Annotated in this window: 31 protein-coding genes; 8 read left to right on the top strand and 23 right to left on the bottom strand. The window is 34.4% G+C overall.

Annotation, left to right across the window (positions count from 1 at the left end; translation table 11 throughout):
- Positions 1-27: 27 nt before the first annotated feature.
- Positions 28-996 carry an SPFH domain-containing protein gene (locus EGX95_RS08820; RefSeq protein ID WP_000226259.1) on the bottom strand — a complete coding sequence of 323 codons (969 nt, stop codon included), beginning with the start codon at positions 994-996 and terminating at the stop codon, positions 28-30.
- Positions 997-998: 2 nt separating this feature from the next.
- Positions 999-1,427, bottom strand: coding sequence for an NfeD family protein (locus EGX95_RS08815; protein ID WP_000741991.1), 429 nt, complete (start codon positions 1,425-1,427; stop codon positions 999-1,001).
- Positions 1,428-1,700: 273 nt separating this feature from the next.
- Here EGX95_RS08815 and EGX95_RS08810 point away from each other — a divergent pair, with 273 nt between their 5' ends.
- Positions 1,701-2,918: an MFS transporter gene (locus EGX95_RS08810; RefSeq protein ID WP_123805487.1), complete on the top strand. Its 1,218-nt coding sequence runs from the start codon at positions 1,701-1,703 to the stop codon at positions 2,916-2,918.
- A 40-nt stretch (positions 2,919-2,958) separates the two neighbouring features.
- On the opposite strand, the gene EGX95_RS08805 is transcribed toward EGX95_RS08810, so the two are convergent.
- The 5 genes from EGX95_RS08805 to spoIIP form a co-directional block, all read right to left on the bottom strand.
- Positions 2,959-4,434, bottom strand: a complete 1,476-nt coding sequence (locus tag EGX95_RS08805) for an amidase family protein (protein WP_000425816.1) — start codon at positions 4,432-4,434, stop codon at positions 2,959-2,961.
- A gap of 186 nt (positions 4,435-4,620) precedes the next feature.
- On the bottom strand, positions 4,621-5,067 hold the full coding sequence (locus tag EGX95_RS08800; protein WP_000217580.1) for an NUDIX hydrolase: 447 nt from the start codon (positions 5,065-5,067) through the stop codon (positions 4,621-4,623).
- 23 nt (positions 5,068-5,090) lie between these two features.
- Complete coding sequence (locus tag EGX95_RS08795) at positions 5,091-5,831, bottom strand: M15 family metallopeptidase (protein WP_000747654.1); 741 nt, start codon at positions 5,829-5,831, stop codon at positions 5,091-5,093.
- Between the two features lie 11 nt (positions 5,832-5,842).
- A complete protein-coding gene (locus EGX95_RS08790) occupies positions 5,843-6,340 on the bottom strand; it encodes a GNAT family N-acetyltransferase (protein WP_000617586.1) in 498 nt (165 codons plus the stop codon).
- Between the two features lie 224 nt (positions 6,341-6,564).
- Complete coding sequence (spoIIP, locus tag EGX95_RS08785) at positions 6,565-7,719, bottom strand: stage II sporulation protein SpoIIP (RefSeq protein ID WP_001078044.1); 1,155 nt, start codon at positions 7,717-7,719, stop codon at positions 6,565-6,567.
- Between the two features lie 88 nt (positions 7,720-7,807).
- Here spoIIP and EGX95_RS08780 point away from each other — a divergent pair, with 88 nt between their 5' ends.
- Entirely contained in the window at positions 7,808-8,107 is a 300-nt protein-coding gene (locus EGX95_RS08780; RefSeq protein WP_000770754.1) for a hypothetical protein, read from the top strand.
- Between the two features lies 1 nt (position 8,108).
- Positions 8,109-8,414, top strand: a complete 306-nt coding sequence (locus EGX95_RS08775) for a hypothetical protein (protein ID WP_002091944.1) — start codon at positions 8,109-8,111, stop codon at positions 8,412-8,414.
- On the opposite strand, the gene EGX95_RS08770 is transcribed toward EGX95_RS08775, so the two are convergent.
- From EGX95_RS08770 to cbpA, 4 genes are all read right to left on the bottom strand, one after another.
- Complete coding sequence (locus EGX95_RS08770) at positions 8,387-8,914, bottom strand: DUF1572 domain-containing protein (protein WP_000351111.1); 528 nt, start codon at positions 8,912-8,914, stop codon at positions 8,387-8,389. The genes EGX95_RS08775 and EGX95_RS08770 overlap by 28 nt on opposite strands.
- A gap of 17 nt (positions 8,915-8,931) precedes the next feature.
- Positions 8,932-9,261, bottom strand: coding sequence for a chaperone CsaA (gene csaA, locus EGX95_RS08765; protein ID WP_001263034.1), 330 nt, complete (start codon positions 9,259-9,261; stop codon positions 8,932-8,934).
- Positions 9,262-9,327: 66 nt separating this feature from the next.
- Positions 9,328-10,665 (bottom strand): branched-chain amino acid transport system II carrier protein BrnQ4, encoded by a 1,338-nt coding sequence (gene brnQ4 / locus EGX95_RS08760; RefSeq protein ID WP_014297788.1) that lies wholly within the window; start codon positions 10,663-10,665, stop codon positions 9,328-9,330.
- A 436-nt stretch (positions 10,666-11,101) separates the two neighbouring features.
- Positions 11,102-11,749: a cyclic di-AMP binding protein CbpA gene (gene cbpA / locus EGX95_RS08755; protein WP_001220515.1), complete on the bottom strand. Its 648-nt coding sequence runs from the start codon at positions 11,747-11,749 to the stop codon at positions 11,102-11,104.
- Between the two features lie 244 nt (positions 11,750-11,993).
- Here cbpA and EGX95_RS08750 point away from each other — a divergent pair, with 244 nt between their 5' ends.
- From EGX95_RS08750 to EGX95_RS08740, 3 genes are all read left to right on the top strand, one after another.
- On the top strand, positions 11,994-12,863 hold the full coding sequence (locus tag EGX95_RS08750; protein WP_000055303.1) for a hypothetical protein: 870 nt from the start codon (positions 11,994-11,996) through the stop codon (positions 12,861-12,863).
- 208 nt (positions 12,864-13,071) lie between these two features.
- Positions 13,072-14,379 (top strand): hemolysin family protein, encoded by a 1,308-nt coding sequence (locus EGX95_RS08745; protein WP_000353728.1) that lies wholly within the window; start codon positions 13,072-13,074, stop codon positions 14,377-14,379.
- A 1-nt stretch (position 14,380) separates the two neighbouring features.
- Positions 14,381-14,863 carry a DUF456 domain-containing protein gene (locus tag EGX95_RS08740; protein ID WP_000215659.1) on the top strand — a complete coding sequence of 161 codons (483 nt, stop codon included), beginning with the start codon at positions 14,381-14,383 and terminating at the stop codon, positions 14,861-14,863.
- A gap of 24 nt (positions 14,864-14,887) precedes the next feature.
- On the opposite strand, the gene EGX95_RS08735 is transcribed toward EGX95_RS08740, so the two are convergent.
- The 4 genes from EGX95_RS08735 to cls form a co-directional block, all read right to left on the bottom strand.
- Positions 14,888-15,508 (bottom strand): NAD(P)-dependent oxidoreductase, encoded by a 621-nt coding sequence (locus tag EGX95_RS08735; RefSeq protein WP_000861634.1) that lies wholly within the window; start codon positions 15,506-15,508, stop codon positions 14,888-14,890.
- Between the two features lie 101 nt (positions 15,509-15,609).
- On the bottom strand, positions 15,610-15,789 hold the full coding sequence (locus EGX95_RS08730; RefSeq protein WP_001045960.1) for a hypothetical protein: 180 nt from the start codon (positions 15,787-15,789) through the stop codon (positions 15,610-15,612).
- Between the two features lie 186 nt (positions 15,790-15,975).
- On the bottom strand, positions 15,976-16,434 hold the full coding sequence (locus tag EGX95_RS08725) for a spore coat protein (protein WP_000340560.1): 459 nt from the start codon (positions 16,432-16,434) through the stop codon (positions 15,976-15,978).
- Between the two features lie 30 nt (positions 16,435-16,464).
- Positions 16,465-17,649, bottom strand: coding sequence for a cardiolipin synthase (gene cls, locus EGX95_RS08720; protein WP_000680140.1), 1,185 nt, complete (start codon positions 17,647-17,649; stop codon positions 16,465-16,467).
- A 160-nt stretch (positions 17,650-17,809) separates the two neighbouring features.
- On the opposite strand from cls, the gene EGX95_RS08715 reads away from it, so the two are divergent.
- The gene (locus EGX95_RS08715) at positions 17,810-17,896 is read left to right on the top strand and encodes a YjcZ family sporulation protein (protein ID WP_000505094.1); all 87 of its coding nucleotides are present in this window, start codon (positions 17,810-17,812) and stop codon (positions 17,894-17,896) included.
- 126 nt (positions 17,897-18,022) lie between these two features.
- Here the strand turns inward: EGX95_RS08715 and EGX95_RS08710 are convergent, their stop codons facing one another.
- The 8 genes from EGX95_RS08710 to cotH all read right to left on the bottom strand — a co-directional run bounded on the left by EGX95_RS08710 (position 18,023) and on the right by cotH (position 25,877).
- Positions 18,023-18,529: an acyl-CoA thioesterase gene (locus tag EGX95_RS08710; protein WP_000141167.1), complete on the bottom strand. Its 507-nt coding sequence runs from the start codon at positions 18,527-18,529 to the stop codon at positions 18,023-18,025.
- Between the two features lie 119 nt (positions 18,530-18,648).
- On the bottom strand, positions 18,649-19,518 hold the full coding sequence (locus EGX95_RS08705) for a TIGR03943 family putative permease subunit (RefSeq protein ID WP_000488036.1): 870 nt from the start codon (positions 19,516-19,518) through the stop codon (positions 18,649-18,651).
- A 3-nt stretch (positions 19,519-19,521) separates the two neighbouring features.
- On the bottom strand, positions 19,522-20,418 hold the full coding sequence (locus tag EGX95_RS08700; RefSeq protein ID WP_000418725.1) for a permease: 897 nt from the start codon (positions 20,416-20,418) through the stop codon (positions 19,522-19,524).
- Between the two features lie 198 nt (positions 20,419-20,616).
- A complete protein-coding gene (locus tag EGX95_RS08695) occupies positions 20,617-21,558 on the bottom strand; it encodes a magnesium transporter CorA family protein (RefSeq protein ID WP_000932396.1) in 942 nt (313 codons plus the stop codon).
- A 335-nt stretch (positions 21,559-21,893) separates the two neighbouring features.
- Positions 21,894-23,273 (bottom strand): putative polysaccharide biosynthesis protein, encoded by a 1,380-nt coding sequence (locus EGX95_RS08690; RefSeq protein WP_000678836.1) that lies wholly within the window; start codon positions 23,271-23,273, stop codon positions 21,894-21,896.
- 96 nt (positions 23,274-23,369) lie between these two features.
- A complete protein-coding gene (locus EGX95_RS08685; RefSeq protein ID WP_000880695.1) occupies positions 23,370-23,972 on the bottom strand; it encodes an undecaprenyl phosphate transporter UptA in 603 nt (200 codons plus the stop codon).
- 104 nt (positions 23,973-24,076) lie between these two features.
- A complete protein-coding gene (locus EGX95_RS08680; RefSeq protein ID WP_000216925.1) occupies positions 24,077-24,694 on the bottom strand; it encodes an NUDIX hydrolase N-terminal domain-containing protein in 618 nt (205 codons plus the stop codon).
- Between the two features lie 106 nt (positions 24,695-24,800).
- Positions 24,801-25,877 carry a spore coat protein CotH gene (gene cotH / locus EGX95_RS08675; protein ID WP_000937984.1) on the bottom strand — a complete coding sequence of 359 codons (1,077 nt, stop codon included), beginning with the start codon at positions 25,875-25,877 and terminating at the stop codon, positions 24,801-24,803.
- A gap of 181 nt (positions 25,878-26,058) precedes the next feature.
- On the opposite strand from cotH, the gene exsB reads away from it, so the two are divergent.
- Entirely contained in the window at positions 26,059-26,637 is a 579-nt protein-coding gene (exsB, locus tag EGX95_RS08670; RefSeq protein ID WP_000817501.1) for an exosporium protein ExsB, read from the top strand.
- The last annotated feature ends 50 nt before the right edge of the window (positions 26,638-26,687 follow it).

Raw genomic sequence — 26,687 nt, 5'->3', positions numbered from 1 at the left:
ATGGTATCCCATTTCTCTTTTTCACTCTTATTGTTCTTTTTCTGTATTATTTAAAGGCAGTTTCTTCGCTTGTTTTTCTTTAAAAATTTCACCAATTGCCCCGAGAGCACCAAGTGTTTCAATTGCATTAGATGGAATAAAGACTTTATTTGCTGGCCCTTTCGCAACTTCAGCTAATGATTCGAATGATTTGTAAGCAAGTATACGTTCATCTAAATTCGCCTCGCGAAGTAATTCAATTCGATTTTGTTCTGCTTTTGCAATTTCCTCAATCGCTCTTGCTTCCCCTTGCGCTTCTAATTCTTTTGCTTCTTTAATACCTTCTGCTTCTCGAATACGTGCTTCTTTATCCCCTTCAGCCATTAAGATTTTACTTTGCTTTTCCCCTTCAGCACGAAGGACTTTATCTTGTTTTGCAGCTTCAGCTTCTAATATGATCGCACGTTTATTACGCTCTGCTTTCATTTGTTTTTCCATTGATGCTTGCACATCTTTCGGCGGATTAATATCGACAACTTCAACACGTTCAATGCGAACGCCCCATTTTTCTGTAGCTTCATCAAGTGCTAAGCGAATTTCTGTTGAAATTTTTTCACGACCAGATAACGTTTCATCCAGTTCCATTTTACCAATGATTTGACGCATCGTTGCTGAAGTAATGTTACGTACACCGTATTCATAGTTCGAAATACCATATGTCGCAAGTTCCGGTTCAACGACTTGATAGAAAATAATTGTATCAATTTCCACTTGTACATTATCTTTCGTAATTACCTTCTGCGGTGGTACATTCGTTTGTTGAATACGCAAGTCGTGATATACGCGAACGCGATCCACAATCGGAATTAATAAATTTAATCCCGGCTGCATAACCCGCTGAAACTTACCAAATCTTTCAACGACTCCAACTTTTTGCTGTGGAATAATTTTAATTGTTAATGCGATAAATGTAACAACAATTAGTGCAAAAATAATCGTTAACGTTAATGCTACCATATTTATTCACTCTCCTTTTTTACTTGTAATATAGTACTATGCCTCTTTATAACAATAACTTTTTCTCCGGCATCAATTGGATCATCTGCAATAGCTGTCCAAGTATCTCCATCCACTTTCACAATGCCATTCGCCTCGTTTGTAATCGCTTGCATAACAATCCCTTTTTTACCTGCAAGCATATCTACTGTATCAGTAAAACCTTTTGCTTCCCGAAAGTTTTTTGATATTCTTTTCGTAAAGAAAGTCAATGTTAAACTTACAATCGCACCAGCAACAACTTGTAACAGTAGTGCTTCAGGAACAAACAAAGCAATAAGACCTCCGACAACAGCTCCAATTCCAAGCCAAAGCATGTAAAATGTAATCGACAGCATTTCCGCAATAAATAAAATACCAGCTATTATAAACCAAATTACCCAAGCAGCCATTTGCAACCCTCACTTTCTTTCTCATTTTCTATATGTATATGAAGAAAAGAATGGTTTATCCGCCCTTTCTCATACATGGGCGCTTACTACAAGCTATTGTACATTTTCACTGTTACAATGAGTATTATTAAAATACTATATTAATATATTCTTCATTATACATGAAAATCCCTTTCAAAAAGTGACAAAAAATTTAATTCTTTCAAAATTTATTTTTCAAATTATAATTATTATAACTACTGTCATATTTTCCCCAGAAAGGGTGTGTACTTATTGCAAAAACGTTCATTGACTTACTATTTAGGATCGAAAATATGCATTACTCTCGCTGACATCGTATACGTAATGATTATTACAACTCATATGTATATTACAACGAAATCAGCTACATTAACTGCTCTTTTTCCATTATTACAAGTCATAACTAATCTTATAGCAAATACATCTGCACCACTTATAATGAATCGTTTTCCATCTTATTCATTACTGTTTACACTACAATGGATAAAAACTGCTCTATTATTTTTATTCATGATATTATTCCCGGTCCTTTCCACAAACATTGTAGTACTATTCATTTTCATTTTTTTCATTTCATTATGTAGTGGCTGGAGCGCTCCATTACTATACGGTATTCTTCCGCGCCTTACACCGAAAGAAAAATTAGTAAAAGTAAATAGTATTTTTTCCTTTTCCACACAAATTGCACAAGCCGCTGCTTATTCATTTACAAGTGTTATTGTGCTTCTTATCGGTGCTTCTTCTACACTCATGATGAATAATATTTTGATGATTTTCGGATGTGTTGCACTACACTTTTCATTACGATCCATACATACTGAACGAGTAATAGAGCCTTCTTCTTCAAAAGATGATACTTTATTGGAAGGTTGGAAGCTCTTATTTCAAAACCCTTCTCTCCGTACTGTTACATGTATGGACTTAATTGAAACTTTTGCAGGGACGATATGGATCGGTGCTATTACGATGGCTTATGTAACAACTGTCCTTCATAAAGGAGAAGAATGGTGGGGATTTATTAATACAAGTTATTATGTTGGGACGTTAATTGGCGGTCTATTAGCGTGGAAAATGAGTACATACATTCAAAACAATTTAATACGCTCTATGGCGATAGGCTCTCTTCTGTTTAGTATTCTTACATTTTTATATGGTATAACAAGTAGCGGATATATTGCGCTGTTCCTATGCATTCTAATGGGCCCATGTTACCAAATTAGAGATATTTCTCAAGCAACTGTTTTACAATCCAGCGTCGCTCCATCTTTATTATCAAAGATGTATACAGCTCACGGCGCTCTTCTCTCAACAGCTTCTGGCCTTTCTATGCTGAGTGTTGGCATTATTACCGATTTGTTCGGTGTTCGTACGATCTATATTCTCGCTTCAATCCTTATATTGTGCTCTGCTTGTTTATCATTTAACTTATTAAAATATGATAAGACAAAGCAAAAAAACATGTCACTTTAATGAACAAAATAAATAGGACAGGATTTCCTGCCCTATTTATTTATGATAAGTTAGGAGATTTCCGATGCTTTGTCGCTTGTTCAAAAGCGTATGCGAGTTTAATTAAAGTCCCCTCATGAAAAGCAGTGCTTGCAAGCGTAATTCCAAATGGTCTCCCGTTATCCATATATCCCGCAGGTATTGCTATAGACGGATAACCTGCTTTCGCACATATAGTGGAACCTATATACGAAGGGAATAGAATCGCATCAAGATTATATTTTTCCAGTGCAAAATCAATGCCTTGTTCTTGTGAAAAATATATATCTTCTAATCTTGCATTTAAATATTGTGGATTTCTTAACGTATTAGGAAAATCTTTTCTTCTTTCTAACTTAGTTTGTCCATATCTCAGAGCTCTTTCTGCTATGTTTTCATTAAACTCCATTAACTCTGAAATAGAATGGACTGGTATAGTAGAAGGCAATTTCGAAAGATAGTTATCTAAACTATGCTTTAATTCATAAAGCGATACACCCCAGCTCCATTCTCTATGAAAAGACGGAATATTAATATCCTCTACTACTGTCGCACCCTTACTACGTAATACTTCAATTGTTTCCTTAAACAAATTCTCATCATACTCACCAGATTTATAATAATCTTTTGGTGCGTTGTTATATACACCAATCTTTGTTCCATTTAAACCGTTAACATCCAAATACTTTGTATAATCATGTTCTGCTATCCCTTCACTTTTACGAGTAGCTACATCTCTCTCATCCACCCCAGTTAACCCCCCTAGTAAAATAGCAGCATCTGTTACTGTTCTAGCAAATGGGCCGGCTGTATCTTGCGAATATGTGAACGGAATAATACCTCTACGACTAATTAAACCAACAGTCGGTTTAATACCGACTACAGAGTTTTGAACAGCTGGACTCAAAATAGAACCATCTGTTTCTGTTCCAACCGATACTACTGTAAAGTTAGCAGCAACTGCTATGGCAGATCCTGTACTTGAGCCACCAACAAACATATCATCCTCACCCGTACCGTAAGGATTTATTGTTTGTCCACCTCTTGCACTATATCCAGCCCACATTTCAAATGACATTGCATTTGCTAATTCTGTCATATTTGTTTTCCCTATTATCACTGCTCCTGCTTCTCGCAGCTTCGTAACGAGAAATGCATCTTCACTACTTATATGTTGTTCTAGCGCAATTGTACCTGCACTTGTATGCATAGAGTCATTCGTTTCAATATTATCCTTAAGTAAAACCGGTATACCATGTAATGGACCTCTTTTACCTTTAATCTTTCTTTCATAATCTAACGCTTCAGCAATAAAGATGGCGTCTGGATTGATTTCTAAAATAGAATTAATTTCCGGTCCATCTTGATCATACTTTGCGATTCTATGAAGGTAATACATAACTAGTTCTTTTGAAGTTAACTTTCCATCTTCCATCGCTCTTTGTATATCATGAATTGTTAATTCTTTTTGTAGTAGTGTATTGAACTGCATCTCCATTTTCATTCTCCTTCTATAAGTCCTTTTATTAATAACATGACTCTATTACTTTTTCATTTTCTCCGCCCCTCGCATATACAACTTCAATTCCTTTAATAGAATTCAACTCACTAATATAAAACCCTTTTATTTCCTGAAAAATAAAAAGAGTCTGAAACGAATGAGTTTACGTTTCAGACTCTTTTATTACTGTGCGTATACTTCATCTAACAAATGTAAAAACTCACCTTGTTTCCCTGCTAATTCAGGGTATTTCGCAATATCAATCCATTCGTAGCAAAATACTAAGCCTTCATCTTCCTCACCGGCACTTACAATATGTTCCCAACTATCCTTTACATCTGTTAGTAATGTTACGTGGAAGAAATGACGTTTTTGATATTCCTTTTTTTCTTTCACATGTATGATGTAATCAGCTAGGAATCGTTCTATGCATAAATGACGTAACCCAGACTCTTCTTGTACTTCACGTAAAATCGCTGCTTCTAGCGTTTCCCCTTCGTCAACTGTTCCCCCTGGCACTTGTATACCAGCTTCAGGTGTATCACGATGTTTAAAAACAAGCAGTTGCATAGCTCCTTCTTTTTCTCTTGTCACATATGCGTGTACTTTCTTCTTATATAACACCGTCATAATCCTTCTCTCCCCTCAATTGTTCACTGCGCTACTTCTTCAAGTGTTAGTTGATTTTCATATAAATATGTAGCTTGTGGATTTCCCACATACCTCACGTGCCATGGTTCAAATCGATAGCCCGTAATCGATTCTTTCTCTTTTGTATATCGAATGACAAAACCAAATTTATGGGCATTTTCAGAAAGCCACTGCCCTTCTTTCGTTTCACCAAAAATTGTCTCTAACTGAAACTTAGCAGATTGTGATGTGATATCCATAGCTAGTCCTGTTTGATGTTCACTCGTTCCAGGAACTGCACTCGACATTGCCGTTTTGGCTTCTCCATCTTGTTTTTTATACATTGTATTTAACGCTTTTTGCCGATCAAAAGATCTAAATCCAGAGACTGCAAATAAGAAAACACGCTCCTTATCCGCTTGCTGAAACATTTCCTCAAGCGCACCGGCCGCCTCTTTCCTCATTTTTTTCTTTTCTTGATCACCTTCACTAGAATAGCGCACTTTCGGAATAACTAAATCTGGCGGTCTATACCCGTCTGGTAAACGCCTACTTTTATTCACAAGCACAAGCAGTGAATTCGGATTACTAATTACCGCAATATCTCCATCCATATTCGCAATCGTTTCTTTCGCTTTCGGAAATATGTTATTTACATTCACCTCGCGCGCTTGCTTATCCTTATACATTTTATAATTGATTCCCGCTACTCCAACAATGAGTATCGCCGCTACGATACCAAGTAGTATCCATCTTTTTTTCATATAACGACCTCTTATTTTAATAATTTGGCCATTTCATACTCATCGATGTTCTCTCCATCGATAATAAGAGCAGCTCTTTTGACACCTTCTTTCTCAAATCCAGCTTTTTTATATAGTGCCTGAGCTCTTGTATTGTGGGCCATTACCGTTAATTCTAAACGCCATACATCATGTAATCTTGCCCACTTCTCGACCTCTTTAAACAATCTAGTCCCAATACCTCGCCCGCTATACTCTTGCAAAATCCCAATTACAATACTTGCTACATGTCTCTTTCTTTGAATATGATTTCCATTCACTAAAATAAACCCTACTATTCTCTCTTCTTCAACTGCTACCAATATTGTTGCATATTTATTTTCTACAAAGCGCTGAATCATTTGCTCTTGTTGCTCGGCTGTGAATTTCCTTTCTCCTGGTTCATACAACATAAATTTTGTTTCTTCATCTAATTGCTTACTTAATTGCAAAAATGATGCTGCATCTTCTACTTTGATTTCCCTAATCACTTCAATCACCCTACCAATTTCATAATAAAAAGCTTTCCTTGTAAAAAGATTTTCTCTACTTTCCCGAAAATCCCTTTGTAAATCTCCCAGTATAATTTGACAAATTTCGATCTTACTATAACATCGACAAATTATGTCTATTCTGTGACGCATCATTAATTACAAAAAAACGCAAGCTTTACACTCACGTTTTTTCAGACTCTCGCATTCATTTCTGTTTCACTTTATCCATTCACTTTTTCTGCCTGCCAGAAATATTCACCAAACGCTTTAGCTAACGCATCAATCGATCGATTTAGTTCTTCCTCTGTATTATCTACGCCACCAACTTCAATTAATATCGCTTGTCCTGACAAATCTTGATTGTAGACACCATTTCCTGTTTGGAATCCTTTTTGAATGACACCACGACTAACACCTGGATATTTCTTACTAATCGTCTCATGTAAAGCCGTTGCTAATTGCAAGTTTTTTTCATAGTTTTTGTTACCTTTCCCTACTACAAACGCAAGCTTCGCATATGATTTATCACCGATTATTTTTGTCGTGACATTTTTCCGAGCACTATCACGATGTAAATCAAAGAAGTATTGTAATTCTTTATTGCCGGCCATTGCTTCTTGTACAATTTCCCGTGACATTTTATAAGAACTATTACTATTTAACCCTTTACTAATCAACTTTTGACCAACATCAGTCTTGTCGTTAGTTGCTCCGATTCCTTCATTTGCTAATTGTTCACGAAATCGGTCGCCGACTATTGAAATATTCGTTACGGAACTTGTGGCTTTATTCGGATTTGGATCATTTGTTAAATTCAATAATGGCAAATAAGATTCCCAGCTATGCGAATGATAAATAAATGCAACTTGTCGTTTTCCTGTCGTTTGAGCTGGTTGCTTTTTCTCTTTATTCGTATCCGGCTTTTGAGCCTGTCCACCTTCTCCAGTCCGTTCTTTTACTACTTCTTCAAGTGGAACGCTCGACTCTATAGGCAAGTTAGAATAATTTGTTCCTTCACCCGCAATAACAATTTCTGTATCGTACTTACCGAAACCAGGTAGCTCTTTACCGACAAAACTGCGTACATCGTTAAAACGAATATTCGTAGCCATAGAAAAGAGAAACGAAGATATTGAAAAATCTTGATTTAAATTTCTATATTCCTGTGTAAAATAATGATTCTCTTTCCCAAGAACGTACATGTAACCATTCATTGATAACTCATTTAACCAATTATATAAATACGTTGACTTTGTCTCTTTCATAGAAGTTACCATCATACTAATAAGAAAAAAAGTCGCTAGTACTGTAGCAATAATAAATAATACTAACTTACGTACACTCGTGAATTTCACATAAAAAAAGTCTCGATTCATACTATCACCTCTCTATTTCAAGTTATGTACAAGCTCTAGAGAATAGACCGTCTAAATTCAGGCTATATTGTTAATGAGGTGAAATGAATTGAAACTACTAATAGGAACACTCCCCGTTGTACTATCATTTATTTTTTATTGGCTTGCTAAGCATCCTACCATCCGTGTTGTGTTACATATTTCAGCATATCTAGCACTTTATGTACTCGGTACAATCATTTCTATTCATATATATGATGTTTTAATACAAGACTTAGTTTTTATGACAAGTATTCATGGGATTTTACTAAATCCATTTTTTCTTATATCAGGAGCGTATATAGGGATATACACTTTGTACCTACTTTTGTCCTACATGATTACAAATATAGAAAATGGAGCGCAATGAAATGCAACCACCGTTCATCTGTCATACATGCAAAAAAAGAATTACGCGAAAGAAAGATCTTATTACTACCACATGGTACTTCCGCTTTTATGTATTTCATAGTGATTGTTTTAAACGACAGCAAGTTTTTATCTCACGATTTATCCCTGTGAATACACTTATTAATTTCTTTCTTATTATATATGGGCTGATTGTTGGTAGCATTCTTATGACTGTAGAGCCATCTATCATTTGGCTTGTTTTCTTACTTCCAATTTTATATCGGTTTCTTTCCTATTATTATGTTGAACGTTTTTTCTCTAAATGAAAGTTAGACTTTCCTCTAGGAATACTTAAACATTCCCACTCATTTTCTTTTAACATTTTACCAATGTAAATCATTTGTCCAATATGCAAAGCATAATGAGAAATTTGTCTTTCAATTGCTTGCATGACAGTATGTGCTTCACCGCGAATATATACCGTCTGCAATAAATGTTCTGACGTTAGTGCATTCATCGTTTTAAAAACATATTCCCAACCTTCATTCCATGCTGCGAGTACCTCTTTCTTAGAAGAATAACCAACTTCAAATTCAGCATCTCGGTTACGATCTATTTTTTCACCGTCAGATGTTAAAAAATCCGTCCATCTAGAACGCATATTACCGTGCAGATGCTTAATTATAATTGCTATGCTATTTGTTACTTCATGAGAAGACCATTCAATCTGTTCATATGATAATTGTGAAAGCACCCGTTCCCCTTGTTTCTTTGTTGCTTCAAAATTCGAAATGGCACACTGTACGTATTCGCGTCCAATATCCATGTTCCCCCGCCTTTACATTAACTAATTTTTGTTCCATTTGGTAATTCCATATTAGGCTGCAGTAATACGACATCACCCTCTTCAGGTACTCCTCCTAAAACAAGTACTTCTGATTTAAATCCCGCTACACGCTTTGGCGGAAAATTTACAACAGCAACGATTTGCTGACCGATTAAACCTTCTGGGTTATATCTCTTCGTAATTTGAGCACTTGACTGCTTCATTCCAAGCTCTCCAAAATCAATTTCTAGTTTAATCGCTGGAACTCTCGCTTCTTTAAATTCCTCTGCATGTGTTACAGTCCCAATCCGTAAATCCAAAGTTAAAAAATCTTCAAAATTAGCCATTTTATCACTCCTTTCATTTATTACTTAGACAAAACAAAAAAATCCCCTTTAAAAAAAGAAAGGCGCCTAAGCACCTTTCTTTTGTAATTCACTTGATTCATTTGATTTATAGAAGAAGAAACCGAGGATCCCGCCAATACATGATGGGATTAACCATCCTATTCCTTCTTTATATAATGGTAACATTTGTAGTACGTTAGAAATCGCGTCAATTTTAATATTCGCACTTTCTAAACCGTTAAAGAAACTAATTAACAACGCACCTAAAATAGCTCCAATATAAATGGTATTACGCTTCCCAATCCATTTATGGAAGTAAGAAAGTACAATTAATACAATTGCAACTGGATAAATAATCATTAACACTGGTAAAGTAACTGCGATTAATTGTGTTAAACCTAGGTTAGATACAATTAAACTAAATACACATACCATTGTTACAATCGTTTTATGCGAAAGTTTTGGGAATAAGTTTGTAAAGAAGCCAGCACAGGCTGATGTTAATCCAACAGAAGTTGTTAAACAAGCGAGTACAATAACAAGTCCTAATAAAATTTTACCACTTGTTCCATATAACTCATTTACAACATTCGTTAAAATAAGTCCACCATTCTCTGATACCCCAAGTGATGTACTTGTTGAACCAAGATAAGCAAGTGATAAATAGATTAACGTTAAACCAAGTACAGCGATAATACCTGATACTACTGTTATTTTTGCAATTTGATTACTCTCTTTTATTCCTTTAGAGCGGATAACTTGTACAACTACAATTCCAAATACAAGCGCACTAATTGCATCCATCGTTAAATATCCTTGAATAAATCCACCAAAGAAAGCATTTTCCTTGTATGCCTCTAGCGGTGCAGCTGGTTCTCCAATCGGATCAACAATTGCCTTTCCGACAATTACAGCAACAATTAATACTAACAATGGTGTAAGAAATTTCCCGAACCAATCCACTAATTTTGATGGATTTAAAGATAAATACCAAGTTATTCCGAAGAAAATTATAGTGAAAAGAAATAGCATGTACCATTCGGAAACTAATGCCTCTGATAAAAATGGCTTCATACCCATTTCAAATGAAACGGCTCCCGTACGCGGAATCGCGAAAAAAGGTCCAATCGCTAAATAACTAATTAATGGGAAAACAAACGCAAATATAGGGTGAACTCTAGAAGATAGCGCTTTCAAGTCCCCCTCTACAAACGCGACAGCTGTTACAGCTAATAGGGGTAATCCGACTCCCGTTACAAGGAATCCAATTGTAGCAACCCAAACATTCTCTCCAGCTTGTTGCCCTAAAACTGGTGGAAAAATTAAATTTCCTGCTCCTAAAAATAGTGCAAATAACATTAAACCAATTGCTACCGTATCACCTGGCCTTAAACGTCCCTTCATGCTTTTCATTTGCATAGCACTTTTTCATTGTTTATCTCTATTTTCACAATATGCTATGCATCCTCCTCTCTGTTCAAGCTGATAAAATATGCCCCTTACAAAGCAGTGTCTTTCTCCATAATTTCTCCAGTCCCCTTATTTTTACTCTAATTATTAATTTTTGATTTTTTTGAATTTTTAAATCATTAGAGTGGTATTGCGCGGAGTATAGTTGTCAGACCTCTTTGTTTTTATCACACATATAGTAACATATTTAGTTGAAAAATAAAAACATATTTTCAAATTGACTTTTTTGAAAATCAAAATTATCTACATTTTTTATTCTTTTGCACAAATATTGTTTCAAACTCACTTATTATCCTATCGTTATTTTCAAATAATTTTATACACGTAACATAACAAAAGCCATCCAACATAATTAGACGGCTTTTGCATATTATTCTATCGCTTCAACTTCACGTGGATTTTTCATCTCTTCCACATACACCACTCTAAATCCGTGATCTTCTAAATCTTTCAATAACGTCTCTAATTCACCATCGTTAAACTCTTCTCCTAATGTAAACATAATTCTACGAACTAATAAGGCATCATTATCAAAAGTCATTAAACTTTGGATACCTGTATATTTTTTTAATACTGTCGATAATTTTTGAATAGCCCCATTATAATCTTGTGTCCCAATCATGACAGAATATTTACTAGAATGAACGCCCCAAGCATCTTCTAATAGCTCAAAAACTTTTTTATGCGTTAAAATCCCAAGAAAGACTCCTTTTTCATCAACTACTGATAAATAAGGTAATTTTTTTATTGTAAAAAATACTTTAAAGAACGAAGAATCTTCTCTGACATATCCTTCTTTATCGTTTAATAGTTGTAATACACTCTCTTCCATTGAACCTTTATATTCTAAAATATCTACTTTATATATATTCCCTAAATATTTCTCTTTTTTTTCATCTAAAACTGGTACACAACGATAACCAGTTTTATTTAAATGCTCTAGCGCTTCCCCTACTGTAATTGAACTTGAGCAAAATAAAACTTCCCTTTTCGGCACATAATTCCCTTTAATCCTCATAAACAGCCTCCTTATGTTAAAATACTTTCTGTGCCATAACTATATTATATTTTCAGAAAAAAATAAATAATTTATTTTATTTTTCTGAAAATTATTCATTTTCTTGTCATAATTTATTCACGTTTCATTCAATTCTATCCACTACAATACTAAACTTCTTTAAGAAAAATATATTGTAACTTACTCCGAAAAAAGCTAAAATAAGAATAAGAATTTTCTGAATATTCAAAGAGTAGGTGATTACATGTCTTTATTGCGCTCACATATATATAAATTTATCGTTGGTGTTCTCATTATATTTATCATTAGTCCTATTCCAACTTTATTCATTACACATAAATACTCATACATCACCGGCTTTATAAGCATTTTCCATAACTTCGCACAACTTTCTTCGATGACAATTCCAAAGATTGATTGGATGCACGAATCTATCTTTTTCTCAGCAAATCAGATGGTACATACTGCTAATCAATCAACACCGTTATTCCCTTACATGTGGGAAATATATTTTTTATCGATTGTTCGTTTTACCTTTACTCTTGCAATCGGATTCTTCATCAGCTTAGGGATTGGCCATTTATTTTTTAAAGCACCTCAATCGGTTAAAAAGTTCGCTTCTTTATTAAGATGGATTCCTTATTCTTTATGTACTGTATTATTACAATGCGCAGTCTTATTACTACTCCTATACATCACAAAATTTATAAAGATTCCTTACTACTCATCTTTTATCATCGTTTGTAGTACTTCCATGATTATCGTTATGCAAGCAATAAAAAAATGGATTCCTTTCTTAAGTAATACAAATGAATATGAAATAAAACAAGCTTCTTTCCTTGTAGATACATTGTTTTTAGCGCTTACTTCGAATCATAAATCTATTTTAGGTTCCATTATTCTTTCATTCGTTTTTATGGAATGCGTTTTTCACGCAAGTGGACTATTGCAATTTATCGTTCAATTCGGCGGAAATGCACCGATTATTGTTACAATTAGCTTATTACTTTTGTATATCCCGTATTGTATACTCTCATTCCTTCAAACACTATGGACGACAAACTACTTTAAACAACAATCATACGCTTTAACGAGAAGTATTCCAAAACCTTAATTTGAAATAGCCCTCTAGAATCTGAAAGTAGAGGATTATTCCTTTTGTATAGCGGACAAAATAACAGCAAATTCAAAAACCATTGCAGAAACATACCAATATTTACCCTTTTTCTTTGACTATTCTTTTCATTTGGATTTATTATAAAAGTATAACATAATTGCAGGAGGTGACATCTTTATTCCAAACGACGGAATAGAGAATACACTTGGACATATTAAATATTTTTCTCATCTTTGTTCTTATCCTTATTTCCGGCTTTTTCGTTGCATCAGAATTTGCTGTTGTAAAAGTACGAAAAAGCCGAATTGACCAGCTTGCAAACGAAGGCAATAAACAAGCTTTAGCTGCAAGAAGTGTCATTTCTAATTTAGATGTTTATTTATCAGCTTGTCAGCTCGGGATTACAATTACTTCTTTAGGGCTTGGTTGGCTTGGTGAACCGACTGTGGAACATTTACTACGACCGCTCTTTGAAAAGATTAATATTACTGGAACAATGGCAAATACTTTATCATTTATTATTGCTTTTAGTGTGATTACATTTTTCCATGTTGTATTAGGTGAATTAGTTCCAAAGTCATTCGCAATTCAAAAAGCAGAGGCGATTACGCTTAAGTTTGCACGACCACTTATTTTATTTGATAAAATTATGTACCCGTTCATTTGGTTACTTAATAGTACTGCTATCTTTTTCACAAAACTACTCGGTTTAGAACCTGCGAAAGAAAATGAACTTGCCCATTCTGAAGAGGAACTACGACTCATTTTAGGTGAAAGTTTCAAAAGCGGCGAAATAAATCAAACCGAATATAAATATGTAAATAATATTTTTGAATTTGACGACCGAGTTGCGAAAGAAATTATGGTCCCTCGTACAGAAATGATTTGCTTATCTACTGAAAATACGTTAGAAGAAAATATGGATATCGTCGCAACTGAAAAGTATACACGCTACCCTATCATCGAAAAAGATAAAGATGATATTATCGGTATGATCAATACGAAAGAAGTATTTCACGATCAAACGAAAGGCATTCATAAGCCACTTGAATCTTACATACATCCAGTACTAACTGTATTTGAAACTGTTCCAATTCGTAAAACACTGGTACATCTACAAAAGAATCGCGTTCAGATGGCAATCGTTATGGATGAATATGGTGGTACTGCTGGACTTTTAACAATGGAAGATATTCTTGAAGAAATCATTGGAGAAATTCAAGATGAGTTTGATGCAGATGAATCACCTATGATTGAAAAACGTACACCTAAACTTACTGTTCTAGATGGAAAAGTACTTATTTCTGAAGTAAATGATATGTTTGGCCTACATATTGATGAGAGCGACTTAGATACAATTGGAGGCTGGCTATTATCGCAAGCAGTTGACGTAAATATTGAAGCTGGCTACTCCATCGAATATGCCGGTTTTCAATTTAAGGCATTAGAACTTGATGGACATCAAGTCAAAAAAATTGCTGTACATAAATTAGATATACAAAAGGAGTTATAAAGTGACTGTTTTCTTAACAATCTGTATCATTGCCTGTTTCATTATTTCATTTCTAGCTTTTATTTATCCTATTATCCCCGGCATCCTAGCTGTCTGGGCTGGATATTTCATTTACCATTTTGGTATAAATGGCGGAGAACTAACGATTTCTTTTTGGATTATTCAAGCTATTTTCACACTATTCATTTTCGTTGCTGATTTTATTGCAAATGGATATTTCTTAAAGAAATACGGTAGTTCTAAATGGGGCGAACGTGTCGGAATGATTTCGATCATTGCCGGATCTTTCTTCTTCCCACCATTCGGACTTATTATCATACCGTTCTTAGCGGTATTTATAACCGAATTAATGCATAAAAAAGCGCCAAAAGACGCTTTTCTAGTAGGAGTTGCTACTGTAGTTGGTTTTTTAAGCAGTACAGTAGCGAAAGCCATTCTCCAAATCATTATGATTATCATATTTGTATGTTATATCGTCTTTTAACCATCCCAATTTCGGGATGGTTTTTTAATATGAAATACCTACCCGGCTATTCTCATATTTGTTTTCACTACACAGATTCCATGTAAATTGCGCTGTATCACCAACTGTTATGTTTACTCCTCCTTCTGGTAATACATCTTTTTCAGTTCGATATATACCTGTCACATCACCGTCAATTAAATGCGTCGGACAAACGACCGTCCAGCATAAATTACTACTACTAAGTATCTTATATGCAGCTAAATGATCTTCTGCTGCTGTTGTCGACTTTCTCTTTGATTCCGTTGATTGAAAACGATATAAATTTAGATTTGTTCTTGCTTGTAAAATACCGGCTGTTCCTATTGTAATGATTTTACGAACTCCTTCTTCTTCCATTTTCTTTATAATTTGTGGCATACTCTTCGCTAACGTCCCATTTTGATCCGTTCCAAGTGCACTAATTACTATATCGCTTCCTTTTATCGCTTTCTTTATATCATTTTCATTTAATACATTACCTTCTATAACTCGTAATCTTTCATGATTTATTTCTACTCTACTTGAATCACGCGCTAATGCAGTCACTTCTGCTGAATCTTTTAATGCTAATTTAATTATGTTTGAACCTACTCGCCCTGTTGCTCCCAATATACATACTTTCATTTGTTTTCCCCCTCTTTCATTCTTTCTCTATTTTTCAATAATCTCAATCAATTTACAACAAAAAAGCTTCCTCACATAAAAGAGGAAGCTCTATTATTACATTATTTCTTTTCTTTAGAATCCGTAGACTTCTCAGTTCCACTTGTTTCTTTATCCTTTTTATCCTCTTGTTGTGTTGTTGTATCGTCCTCTTTCTTCTTGTCCTCACCTTTACTACAACCTACCATTAATAAAGAACTTGCAAGTGCCATAGCAGTTAATGATTTAACCCATTTGTTCATTTGCGTTTCCTCCTTTTGATAGAATATGTACAATCCCATATTACTCTCTATTTTTAAAGGAAAGATTGAAAAATAGTAAATAAACGGTAAATATTTGTAAATTTTCTGATAATAAATATGTACATATACTCATTTTTCTCCACGAAAAGTAAAAAACTAAGGCGCCTATCTTTCCGCCTTAGTCTCTTATGCAAATTTCTCATTTTCATATACATGTTTAATCTTATACTCTTTCTTCACGACATATTGCCATACACTATAGGCATAACGATTCATTTTCAGGAAGCAGTTTTCTAAAAACGAGCGAAATTCTGGATTTGCAACTTCAACTGCCACTTGAGCAAACTTTAACGCTAACCGTTTCAAATGCGAAATATAACAAGTTGCAATATACATATCACCTGTATATTTACTATCAGTTTCCTTTTCCATTTCATGAAAATGAAATGAAATTGGTTCACAAGTTATATGCTGTACATTCTCTCCTTCTTGAAAATTCACTTGTTCATTATATGCTTGCAACATATATGGTAAATGATGCTGTAATAGCTCCTTTAATTCTTCGTCTCTTACCTGTCCTGTATACTCCCCAACCTTATATATAAGCATATAACTATACCTCATCAATTCTTTCATACAATCCATGAAAGTACCTCCCTTCTTTTTGTCTATATGTTATAAATATGATGCTATAACATTTGCTATTCTTGCTAAAAACCAATCCCATTTACTAATTTTCTCAAAATCTTCTTCCGAAAATCTTTTTGATTTATGGAAGTCTTCTTTTAATCGGTTCCATACGTCAGCAACAACTGTTTTATCATATATGACACAGTTAGATTCACAATTTAAATAAAAACTTCTATTATCAAAATTCGCCGTACCTATATCAACAATTTCTCCATCAATGATTGTCACTTTCCCATGAAAAAAACCATTCCGATATTGATAGATCTCCGCTCCAGCATGGTTCATCTCTCTCAAATACGGATAGGCAGCTTGTTTTAACAATACTGCATCACTTTTAAATGGTACGAGAATTTTCACATTGACACCGCGGTTTAATGCACCTTTTAACTCTTTCATCATTTCTTTACTTGGTACAAAATATGGTGTAGCAATAATTAAAGACTTTTTAGCCTGCTTTAAAAACGCTCCATATTTTTCCCATAACCCTTTTCCATCTGAAAATAAATATTGATATTTTACATTCCCAATTGCAGGTAGACTTTCATGTACAGGCATTTTTTCTCCCGTATCTTCTTTCCAGTCAGCAGCAAATTTTCTTTCCATATCCGTGGCACCATTCCCCTTAACTCGCACATGATAATCACGCCACTGGCCAAATTTCGGATCTTGTCCAAGGTATTCCTTTCCGATGTTAAAGCCGCCGATATATGATACTTTTCCGTCTATCGTAACAATTCGTCTATGATTTCGCTGATGCAACGAATAGAATAAATGTTTCAATTTAGGTTTTTTACTAAACGTAAACTGGACACCATTGCTTTGTAGTTGACGAATTACCTTTTTCTTCAGCTTATATCCACCTATTCGATCGACTGACAATTTCACTTCTACTCCGCTAGATGCCTTTTTCTCGAGCAACTGCAAAAACTCTTTGCTTATTTCATCTTTACCTACAATATAAAAATGGATATATATGTACTTCTCCGCATTACGTATATCCTCAAATAAATTCGTATATAACTCTTCACCGTTCGTATACAGTTGAAATTCACCTAATCTAACTTGTCCTACTTCATATTCACTAGCCATTTTTTTCCCCATTTCCACATCGATGTTCATCCAAATGAATACACCTATTACACAAAGGATTACAACGAAAAAGTGTTTCATGGATATTTTCCTTTCTCCACTTACTGTTATTTCTATATCTTCCCTTTTTTAATACAATATCATTCAAGAAAATATGTCATTGCATGATATATGTCCATATCAAACGATAGCTTATTTGCATATTGTATGTTGTATCTTAAAATAAAAGGAGGAAATAACAATGGGCTTCGCACATGGTAATGGATTCGCGCTATTAGTCGTATTATTTATCCTCTTAATCATCGTCGGTGCTGCTTGCTTCTGCTAAGTAGTTATTGTCACATGATATGCGGATAGAAAAACTATAAAAGCGGACACCTATTTTTAGGTGTCCGCTTTTCATATGAAGAACATTTCGCTCTGTTATAATACCTTTAACAACTAAATATTCAATTCAAAAAGTTAGTAATGTAGCTACTTTCTTACTCTCTGCCTTACGTATATGACGTTGTTCTGCACGTAACACTGCAATGCGATGTAATTCTTTCTCTTCTTCTGTTTCAGGGATTACTCGCGGCACAGGAACTGGATTATTTTCCTTACTCAGTGCAACAAAAGTAACAAAAGACGTTGCTGCGATACGCTTCTCACCTGAAATTAAATCTTCCGCTACTACCTTCACAAATACTTCCATAGAAGTTCTACCCGTCCAAATTACGAAGGATTCATAACTAACACAATCTGAAGAGCGAACTGGATGTAAAAAATCAACCCAATCCATAGAGGCTGTTACACATTCTTTTCTTGCATGCCTCGTTGCTGAAATAGAAGCAACCATATCCATCTCGGCTAATATCTTTCCACCAAATAACGTGTTATGATCATTTAAATCTGTTGGAAATACTCGGCTCGTTTTGAACACCCTTGATTCATTGGCTGTTTTCCCCTTTACTTCTGTCATTGTTATCACCCCTTTAATGATGTATCCCTAATATCTCAATAATCACTATACTAAATGAACTACACGTTTAATATTAACAACATTCAGAACTCTTAGTCCATAAAAAAGAACCGATGTTATCAATCGGCTCCTCTAAATACATATTGCTCTTTCGGTTGTTCAACTTTATTCCATTTCGTTACTTCTAAAACAGGAATGTTCGCATGGAATGGCTGATAAAACTCCGTTGATATTTCTCCTTCAACTTGAATCCAATCATCATTGGTCCATTCTACCCCTTCTGGCTTTTTCACTAACATACCATATACACCAGAATCCGCTACACAATGTATAATACCGAAACGGAATAAGAAATATTGTTCTTTTTTAGAAGAATCATCTTTGAAAACAAACCCTTTAAAAGATAATTTCTTCCCAGTAAACTCGCCAGGATAATTATAAATTGTTTCCATCCCTTTTAAGAAATCTTCATCTTTTAAAGCAATACTATCTTTCGTAACAAACTCTTTTTTCCCTTTTTCCATTACACCACGATATCCTTCTTTCCCGTAATAAATGCTCGTATCAGGTCTTAGAAATTGCCTTGTCATAAATGGATCTTTACTTTCTGCTTGTGCTACTGGAAAATGAAACCCTTTTGCCTTAACAATATCTGAATCTAACGTTGCAATCGGGAAAAACAAACCTGAGACTATCGGAAAACAAAACAATGTGTACGAAAATGCTTTTTTCCACCAAGTATTTTCATCTTTCGAATGATCATGCCCGCAATGGCTATGATCACAACCACAATTATGCTGTTCTCTTTCTTTTTGATGTTCTTTTTGGAAAACGATTATAATTTGAACAACAGTTAAAAAACCTAATATAATAGCTGCTGTTTTTGATAAGTAGGCATACTTCATATTAATATACTTCGTAATATTACCTGAAATATGAAGCTGCGCGATTAAGATTGTAAAACCTAATAATATATATGCTCGAAACATAACCTACCACCCCATCGCATAAATGAGTAGTGAGCTTGCATAAACAACAACTGTAACTGTAACTGTAACGACAATTACAAATTTTGTTTTAAATGTCGCAAGCATCATAAACATATTTTTAATATCCACCATCGGTCCATATACGAGGAACGCGACAAGTGATGCTGTTGAAAATGTACTTTGGAATGACGAAGCAATAAATGCATCTGCTTCTGAACAAAGTGATAAAATGTAAGCAAGTCCCATCATAACAGCTGGTGAAGAAAACGGACCTTGTCCTATAGCAAGAAGTGTTGAAGTTTGTACGAACGTTTGAACTGCAGCTGCAATTAATGCACCTAATACTAAATATTTTCCCATCGAGAAAAATTCCTCAACAGCATGCGTACATACATCCCACATTTTTTTACGTAATGGACGCTTATGATTCACTTCTGGGAAGTGATCATCTCGTAATTGATGTTCTTTAAACATAAATGATAATATAATTCCAACAATGATTGCTACGATAATCGCTACAATAGAACGATACCATACCATGTGCATACTACTTCCAAAGGCAACGTATGTTGCAAATAATACGACCGGATTAATAATTGGACCAGTTAACATAAATGCAATCCCGGCATATGGCGGAACCCCTTTTCCAATTAATCGCCTAACAATCGGAACGATTCCACATTCACAACCTGGAAACATCATCCCTAAAAAAGTAGCCATTAAAACAGACAGAAATCGGTTTTTCGGCATCCATTTTGCTACCATATCTTCTGTCACAAACATTTGAATGAATCCTGAAATAAATACACCAATGAGCACAAAAGGAAGTGCTTCGATTAATATGGAGATAAAAATTGTATTCATTTGCAGGAATGCTTTCGGTAATTGAAACAATTCCATGATGTATTTCCTCCAACTTTTCATTAACAATATGTAATTTTAACCCCATTTTATTAATTGGACAAGACTTATACGGAATTCCCTTCTACCATATACATTACATTTTATAAGTTATATTCTATTCAAAACTTTCGATTTCATAGCAAAAAAGCTGCTCTAGCGCAGTTACACAACTATGCTAGAGCAGCTTTCTTATCGTTAAAAGTAACGTTTCTTCCAAAATACAAATGCTAAAGCGCAAGATAATGTTGCACATATTATGAGTACAATTACAAAACCTTGAGCCTCACCTTCAAATGGAACCTTTACGTTCATTCCGAAGAAACTAGAGACCATTGTTGGTAATGATAAAATGATTGTAATAGACGTTAACAGTTTCATAACACTGTTCAAATTATTCGATATAACAGAGCTAAAAGTATTCATCATTCCACTTAGAATATGACTATATATTTCCGCCATTTCAATAGCCTGTTTATTTTCAATTAATACATCTTCTAATAAATCTTGATCGTCTTCATACATTTTTAAAAATGTACTGTTACGCATTAATTTTTGAATTACAATTTTATTCGCCTTCAATGATGTTGTAAAGTATACTAAACTTTTTTCAAGGCCTAGCAATGTGAAAATCTCTTTATTTTTCATCGACTGATTTAATTGATGCTCTAAATCGATTGTCTTTCTGTTAATTTGCTTTAAGTATCTTAAATAGTAAGTAGAAATCGTATATAAGAGCTGAAGTGCAAAGCGTGTCTTTTTAAACGTATAAAATTCTTTAATACGTTGATTAATAAAACGTTCAAAAATTGGATTTTCCTCTAAACAAATTGTCACAAAACAATCTGGCATTACAATCATACCTATTGGAATCGTGTCATAAATCGAATTTCCTTCTTCATCATGTCTAACTGTTGGAATATCCACGATTATTAAAGTATTATTGTCTTCCTTTTCAATACGAGAGCGTTCTTCATCATCTAAAGGGTCTTTAATGAAATCTAAGTCTACATTTAAAGTTTGTACTAGATATTGAATTTCTTCTTCCGTTGGATGAAGTACATTAATCCAGCAACCCTTTTGCATTTCCTCAACCTCTTGTAGTTTTCCGTTTCGGTCTGTTAAATAAATATTTAACATACTATCACCCCGATTCTTTTTACATGTAGGAATCTACCTCTCTTACATAACAGTTTTTGAACCGCCATTCTCAGCATATGAAACATACGTTTAAATTTCAATAGAAAAATTATTTTGAAAACGTTTTTATAAGAAAAATATTATAAAGTGAAACTTTAATCAGTGGGGGGCTTCATCCCCCCACTGATTTTCAGCCCTCACCAATCGGGCTTTTACGGGCAGCCCGCCCCCAACCAAACTTCTTTTCTTTCGCTGAATTTTGAGGTGAGGATCTTACTGCCCATTAAAGCGGGATAAACAAAGAAAAAGACAGAGTGCTCTCTGCCTTAAAAAGCTTATGTTGCCTTTATAACATATTTAGAAAGCATCCACAAGTTAAAGCCAACTGAAATCGTATAACCAGCGTATGTTGAAATAATAAAACTTACATAATCAAAATACGGAAGCAATACAATATTTAAAACGATCTTCACAATAATGCCAATCACTAACCCTAGCACTGTTTTCTGTTGTTGATTAATTCCTTGCAACATTGCAGCCGTTACTGTAAAAAGCGAAAATAGTATACAAGCAGGAGCGTAATACTGTAAAATAACGCTTCCCATATCCGGATCATTTCCGGCACCAAATAAAAGAGTATACACTGGTTTTGCTAACACCATCATTCCAATTGCCGCGGGTACCGTAATACCTACTACTAATAGATTCGTCCTCGTAAAATGTTTGTACAGTAACTTCACATTTCCTGCTGTATAAGCTTTTGTCATCTCAGGTACGAGTGACATACTAAAAGCAGTCGCAACGGAAACTGGGATAAGTACAACCATCTGAACAAGTCCAATTATCGCATTAATCTTCTCCGCTTCTCCTTGCATATATCCTATTTGTATAAGTAATTTATTAATTGTAAATGTGTCAATCGTCTGATACAACGGAATTGCTAAACCAACCACAACAAATGGTATTGAATATGTAAAGAGCTCCTTATATAGTGAAAAAAAAGATTTCGTTGTTTGCGGTATACTTGCCATTTCTTTTTTCTTTAAGTGCTTTCTCCTCCTTATGTAATACGCACTTAAAACAGTTAGTCCACCTATCGCTCCCATAAAAGCACCGAACGTTGAAATACCAACAGCTAGTGAGATAGAAGCTTTTAAAACATATAAAACGACAAAGCTTCCTATCAAGATGGTTAATACCCGAAAAAATTGCTCTACAACTACACTTAGAGCAGAAGGCCCCATCGATTGAAACCCTTGAAAAAAGCCCCTTAATAAACTCATTACTGGTACGAGTATTAACGCAAAACTTACAATTTGAATATTAGTAGTGACCGCCGCTACACTATTCCCCGTTTGATCATTTCCATCGATTACAAGTTTAGCCAAATGCGGAGCTAGCATATATAACGTAAAACACGAAATAACTCCCATTATAAACATAAAAACAATTCCACTTTTCAACACTCTCTTAACCGTATGATAATCATTTAATTGATCATATTTTGATACCATCTTTGAAACTGCAAGTGGTAGTCCCATCGTCGCAATGCTAAGCATAATTGTATATGGACGATAAGCATACGTGTATAAAACGTACCCACTCGTACCGACCATAGCTGTAAATGGTATAACATATATAAACCCTAACATTTTAGATATCATCGTTGCCATTGTTAAAAATATCGTTCCACGTATAAACGGTGACCCTTTCATCACATTCCTCCGCTACGCTTTATTATTACACATTATGGACAACTCCTTTTTTTTAGAACCAAAACAAATAAAAAAGCCAATGAAAAATCATTGACTTTAACGCGCTGCTTTTTTCTTTTTGAAATACTTTAAACCGAAGTATAGAGCAACAAAGAGAACCGCTCCTATAATTATGTAATGTGTGTAATCAGATGCATACTCTTTAATATGTCGCCAATTTCCACCAAGCTTTTCACCTAAATATATAAATAGTATTGACCACGGAATAATCGCAACTACTGTATACAGTGTGAATAATTTTAATGGCATCTTTGCTAATCCTGCTGGAATAGAAATTGCATGACGTACGACTGGGATAAAACGTGCCGAAAAGATTACTCCTGCTCCGTAACGCTTAAACCAATTTTCCGCTATGTCTAAATGGTGTTTATTAATAAGCAGATATTTCCCATATTTCTCTACAACTGGACGTCCTCCGTAGTATCCAAGCCAGTATAAAAAAATCTGTGCTAGCGTACCACCGATCGTTCCTGCAATAACAGCACCAACAAAACTAATTTTCTCCTCTGCCACTAAAAAACCGGCATATGAAAGTACAATTTCACTTGGGATAATTTCAATCATTAAACCGAGCGCTACCCCAAAATAACCTAAGCTTGCAAAGAACTGCAATAACTGTTCTATTATATTTGCTAACATTTCATTTTCTATCTCCTTTTTTCTTCACATACCATCCCATTATTACATAAAGGTTGCATTCTGCCAATATCTTCATTCCAACATTATTATCGGCATAAGCATTATTAATCTATTACTATTTCTTTCTGAGGTTCTTTTATGTAGGCAAACATTTGTTTAATTTGCTCTTCTGTATTTCTAGCAATCGATAAATTAGGCAATTCATCCTCACCAAAAAACTCCACATCATCTGTTTCAATACTAGTTTTCTTTTCACCACCAATAATTTTACAGCCAATAAAAATTTTATATACATGCGTTGCTGAAGGCGATGGTTGATGTTTTTCTTTATCAAATATAGCGAGTAACTTAAAATGACCTACCTCATAACCTGTCTCTTCGAAAACCTCTTTTGCTGCTACTTCTGTCGGCGTATAACCGATATCAGCCCATCCACCTGGCAATGCCCATTTCCCATCACTTTTTTCTTTCACAAATAATAACTTTTCACTTTGAAAAACGACTGCTCTTATATCGACTTTAGGTGTTTGATAGCCTGTCTCGCTTGCAAATAGCTTCTCTACAACTTCCCAATCTGTCTTTGTATAATGTGACATCATCGAAATGGAAATATCCCGTAATTGTTGGAAACGTTCTATATCATACACATCCTTAGAATACGTTAAACCCGCTTGAGCTATAGATTGTATTTGTTTTACCCAATCAATCCATTTTACCGTCATGTTTCCACATCTCCATCCTTTATTTAAGTGTATATTAAGCCAATTCTACCAATACATCTTTATTATACAAAAAAAGAGATTGATAATGTTCCAATCTCTTTCAAAATTAATCCAATTCATGTAAATGATCTTGTATATACTTTCTTCTTTTATTTATATATTCCTCAATCATATCAGCTTCTTGATCAAATATTTCTAATTTTTCTTTCATATATGGATCTTGTAGTAAATAAGGACGAATCGACTCACACAAACTTTCTACTTTCGGCATCATAAATGAAACAGTAAATTGTTCTTCTAATATTTCTTCCAAAATACCTCGGTATTGCTTTCTAAATACAGGTATATCTAACAATCTTGCACTTAACGTGTTATAACCTTGAATACGAATATATTCATGATTAAGTGGTCTCCCTTGTACATCTCGCCCCCAAGTCGCATCATAATCCCACGGTATTACTTCAAATAAATTTGTTTCATCATTATGATATAGTGCATAGTTATGAACGAAACCATCAAAGTTTTGTGTAAAAATAACGCCAGCTAACCATCGTAAATATTTATCAACATGCAAAAACTTCCCAATTTCTTTTTCATAAGATTCCCTCGACAAAGCGTTCGCTTGAAATACAAATTCACTCAGCTGTTCTTCACTATTTTCATTCGAGTATTTAAATTCATAACCCGCAAAGAGCTCGGTCTTAACATCTTTATCTCTCTCACTCATTAGAGAAAAATTCGCATCATCATCTATCGCATAATAAATAGAACCACTCGGTAATCCTCTATTTTTCAAAAAATTTTCATCAACTGATTCTAACTGTAAATATACACCTTGAATTTGACCATTAATTTTTATAAACACATGTTGTGATTTCGGTGAAAGTACACCAATATCATGAAAAAAGTCTAAAGATAATTTATTTCGTATGAGAGACGGATCCATAAACTCAGAATTTAAATGAATCTCTTTCGCACCTTGAAATTTTTTAGGCTTATAAAACATAACATGATAAGATTTTTTCTCAAATTCACGAATATGAGCACCACGGTATACGATATCAATATCATACTTCTTTTTTCCATAAGTTAATTTTGCTGGTACTGGACTGTCTGACCAAATGTCTTTTTTCAATTCCACTAAGTACATTGGATGAATAAAAAAATCATATGAAGGTAGCATGTTTTCTCATCCCTTCTCAGTTCTCTTCATTCAATGTATGCAACTCGCCTTGTCCATACATCCGCTATCATCTATTTATATAAAATTACACTCTTGTCCTGTTCAGAAAGATACCTACATACATATCCTGTTAAGGAAAAAGAATACCTTTTCAACTTAATACATGATAAGGAGGATTTCTATGAAACGTGATATTAGAAAAGCGGTTGAAGAAATCAAAAGTGCTGGGATGGAGGATTTCTTACACCAAGATCCAAGTACTTTTGAATGCGATGATGATAAATTCACTCATCATACTTGTACAACTGGATGTAAATGTACAACTGGGGGTAAATGTCCAAGAACAAGATGTACTCGCGTGAAACATTGTACGTTCGTTACAAAATGTACGCATGTGAAAAAATGGACATTTGTTACAAAATGTACGCGTGTTCGCGTTCAAAAATGGACGTTCGTTACGAAAGTGACGCGTAGAAAAGAATGCGTTTTAGTTACAAAACGTACTCGCAGAAAACATTGTACATTCATTACAAAATGCATACGCTTTGAAAAGAAATTTTTCTGGACTAAACGAAGTTTCTGTAAAAAGTGCGAATTCTTCCCGCATAGACACGGCGGCTCTTGCGATGATTCATGCGATCATGGTAAAGACTGTCACGATGATGGACACAAATGGAATGATTGCAAAGGCGGACATAAATTCCCATCTTGCAAACACAAGAAATTTGATCACTTCTGGTATAAAAAACGTAATTGTTAGTTTTTATGCCTACAAAAAAAGGCCGTTTTGCGGCCTTTTTTACGTTTATC

The sequence above is a fragment of the Bacillus sp. FDAARGOS_527 genome, from assembly GCF_003812125.1.
GTDB classification, from domain to species: domain Bacteria; phylum Bacillota; class Bacilli; order Bacillales; family Bacillaceae_G; genus Bacillus_A; species Bacillus_A paranthracis.
This window is presented reverse-complemented; position numbering and strand designations above follow the sequence as displayed.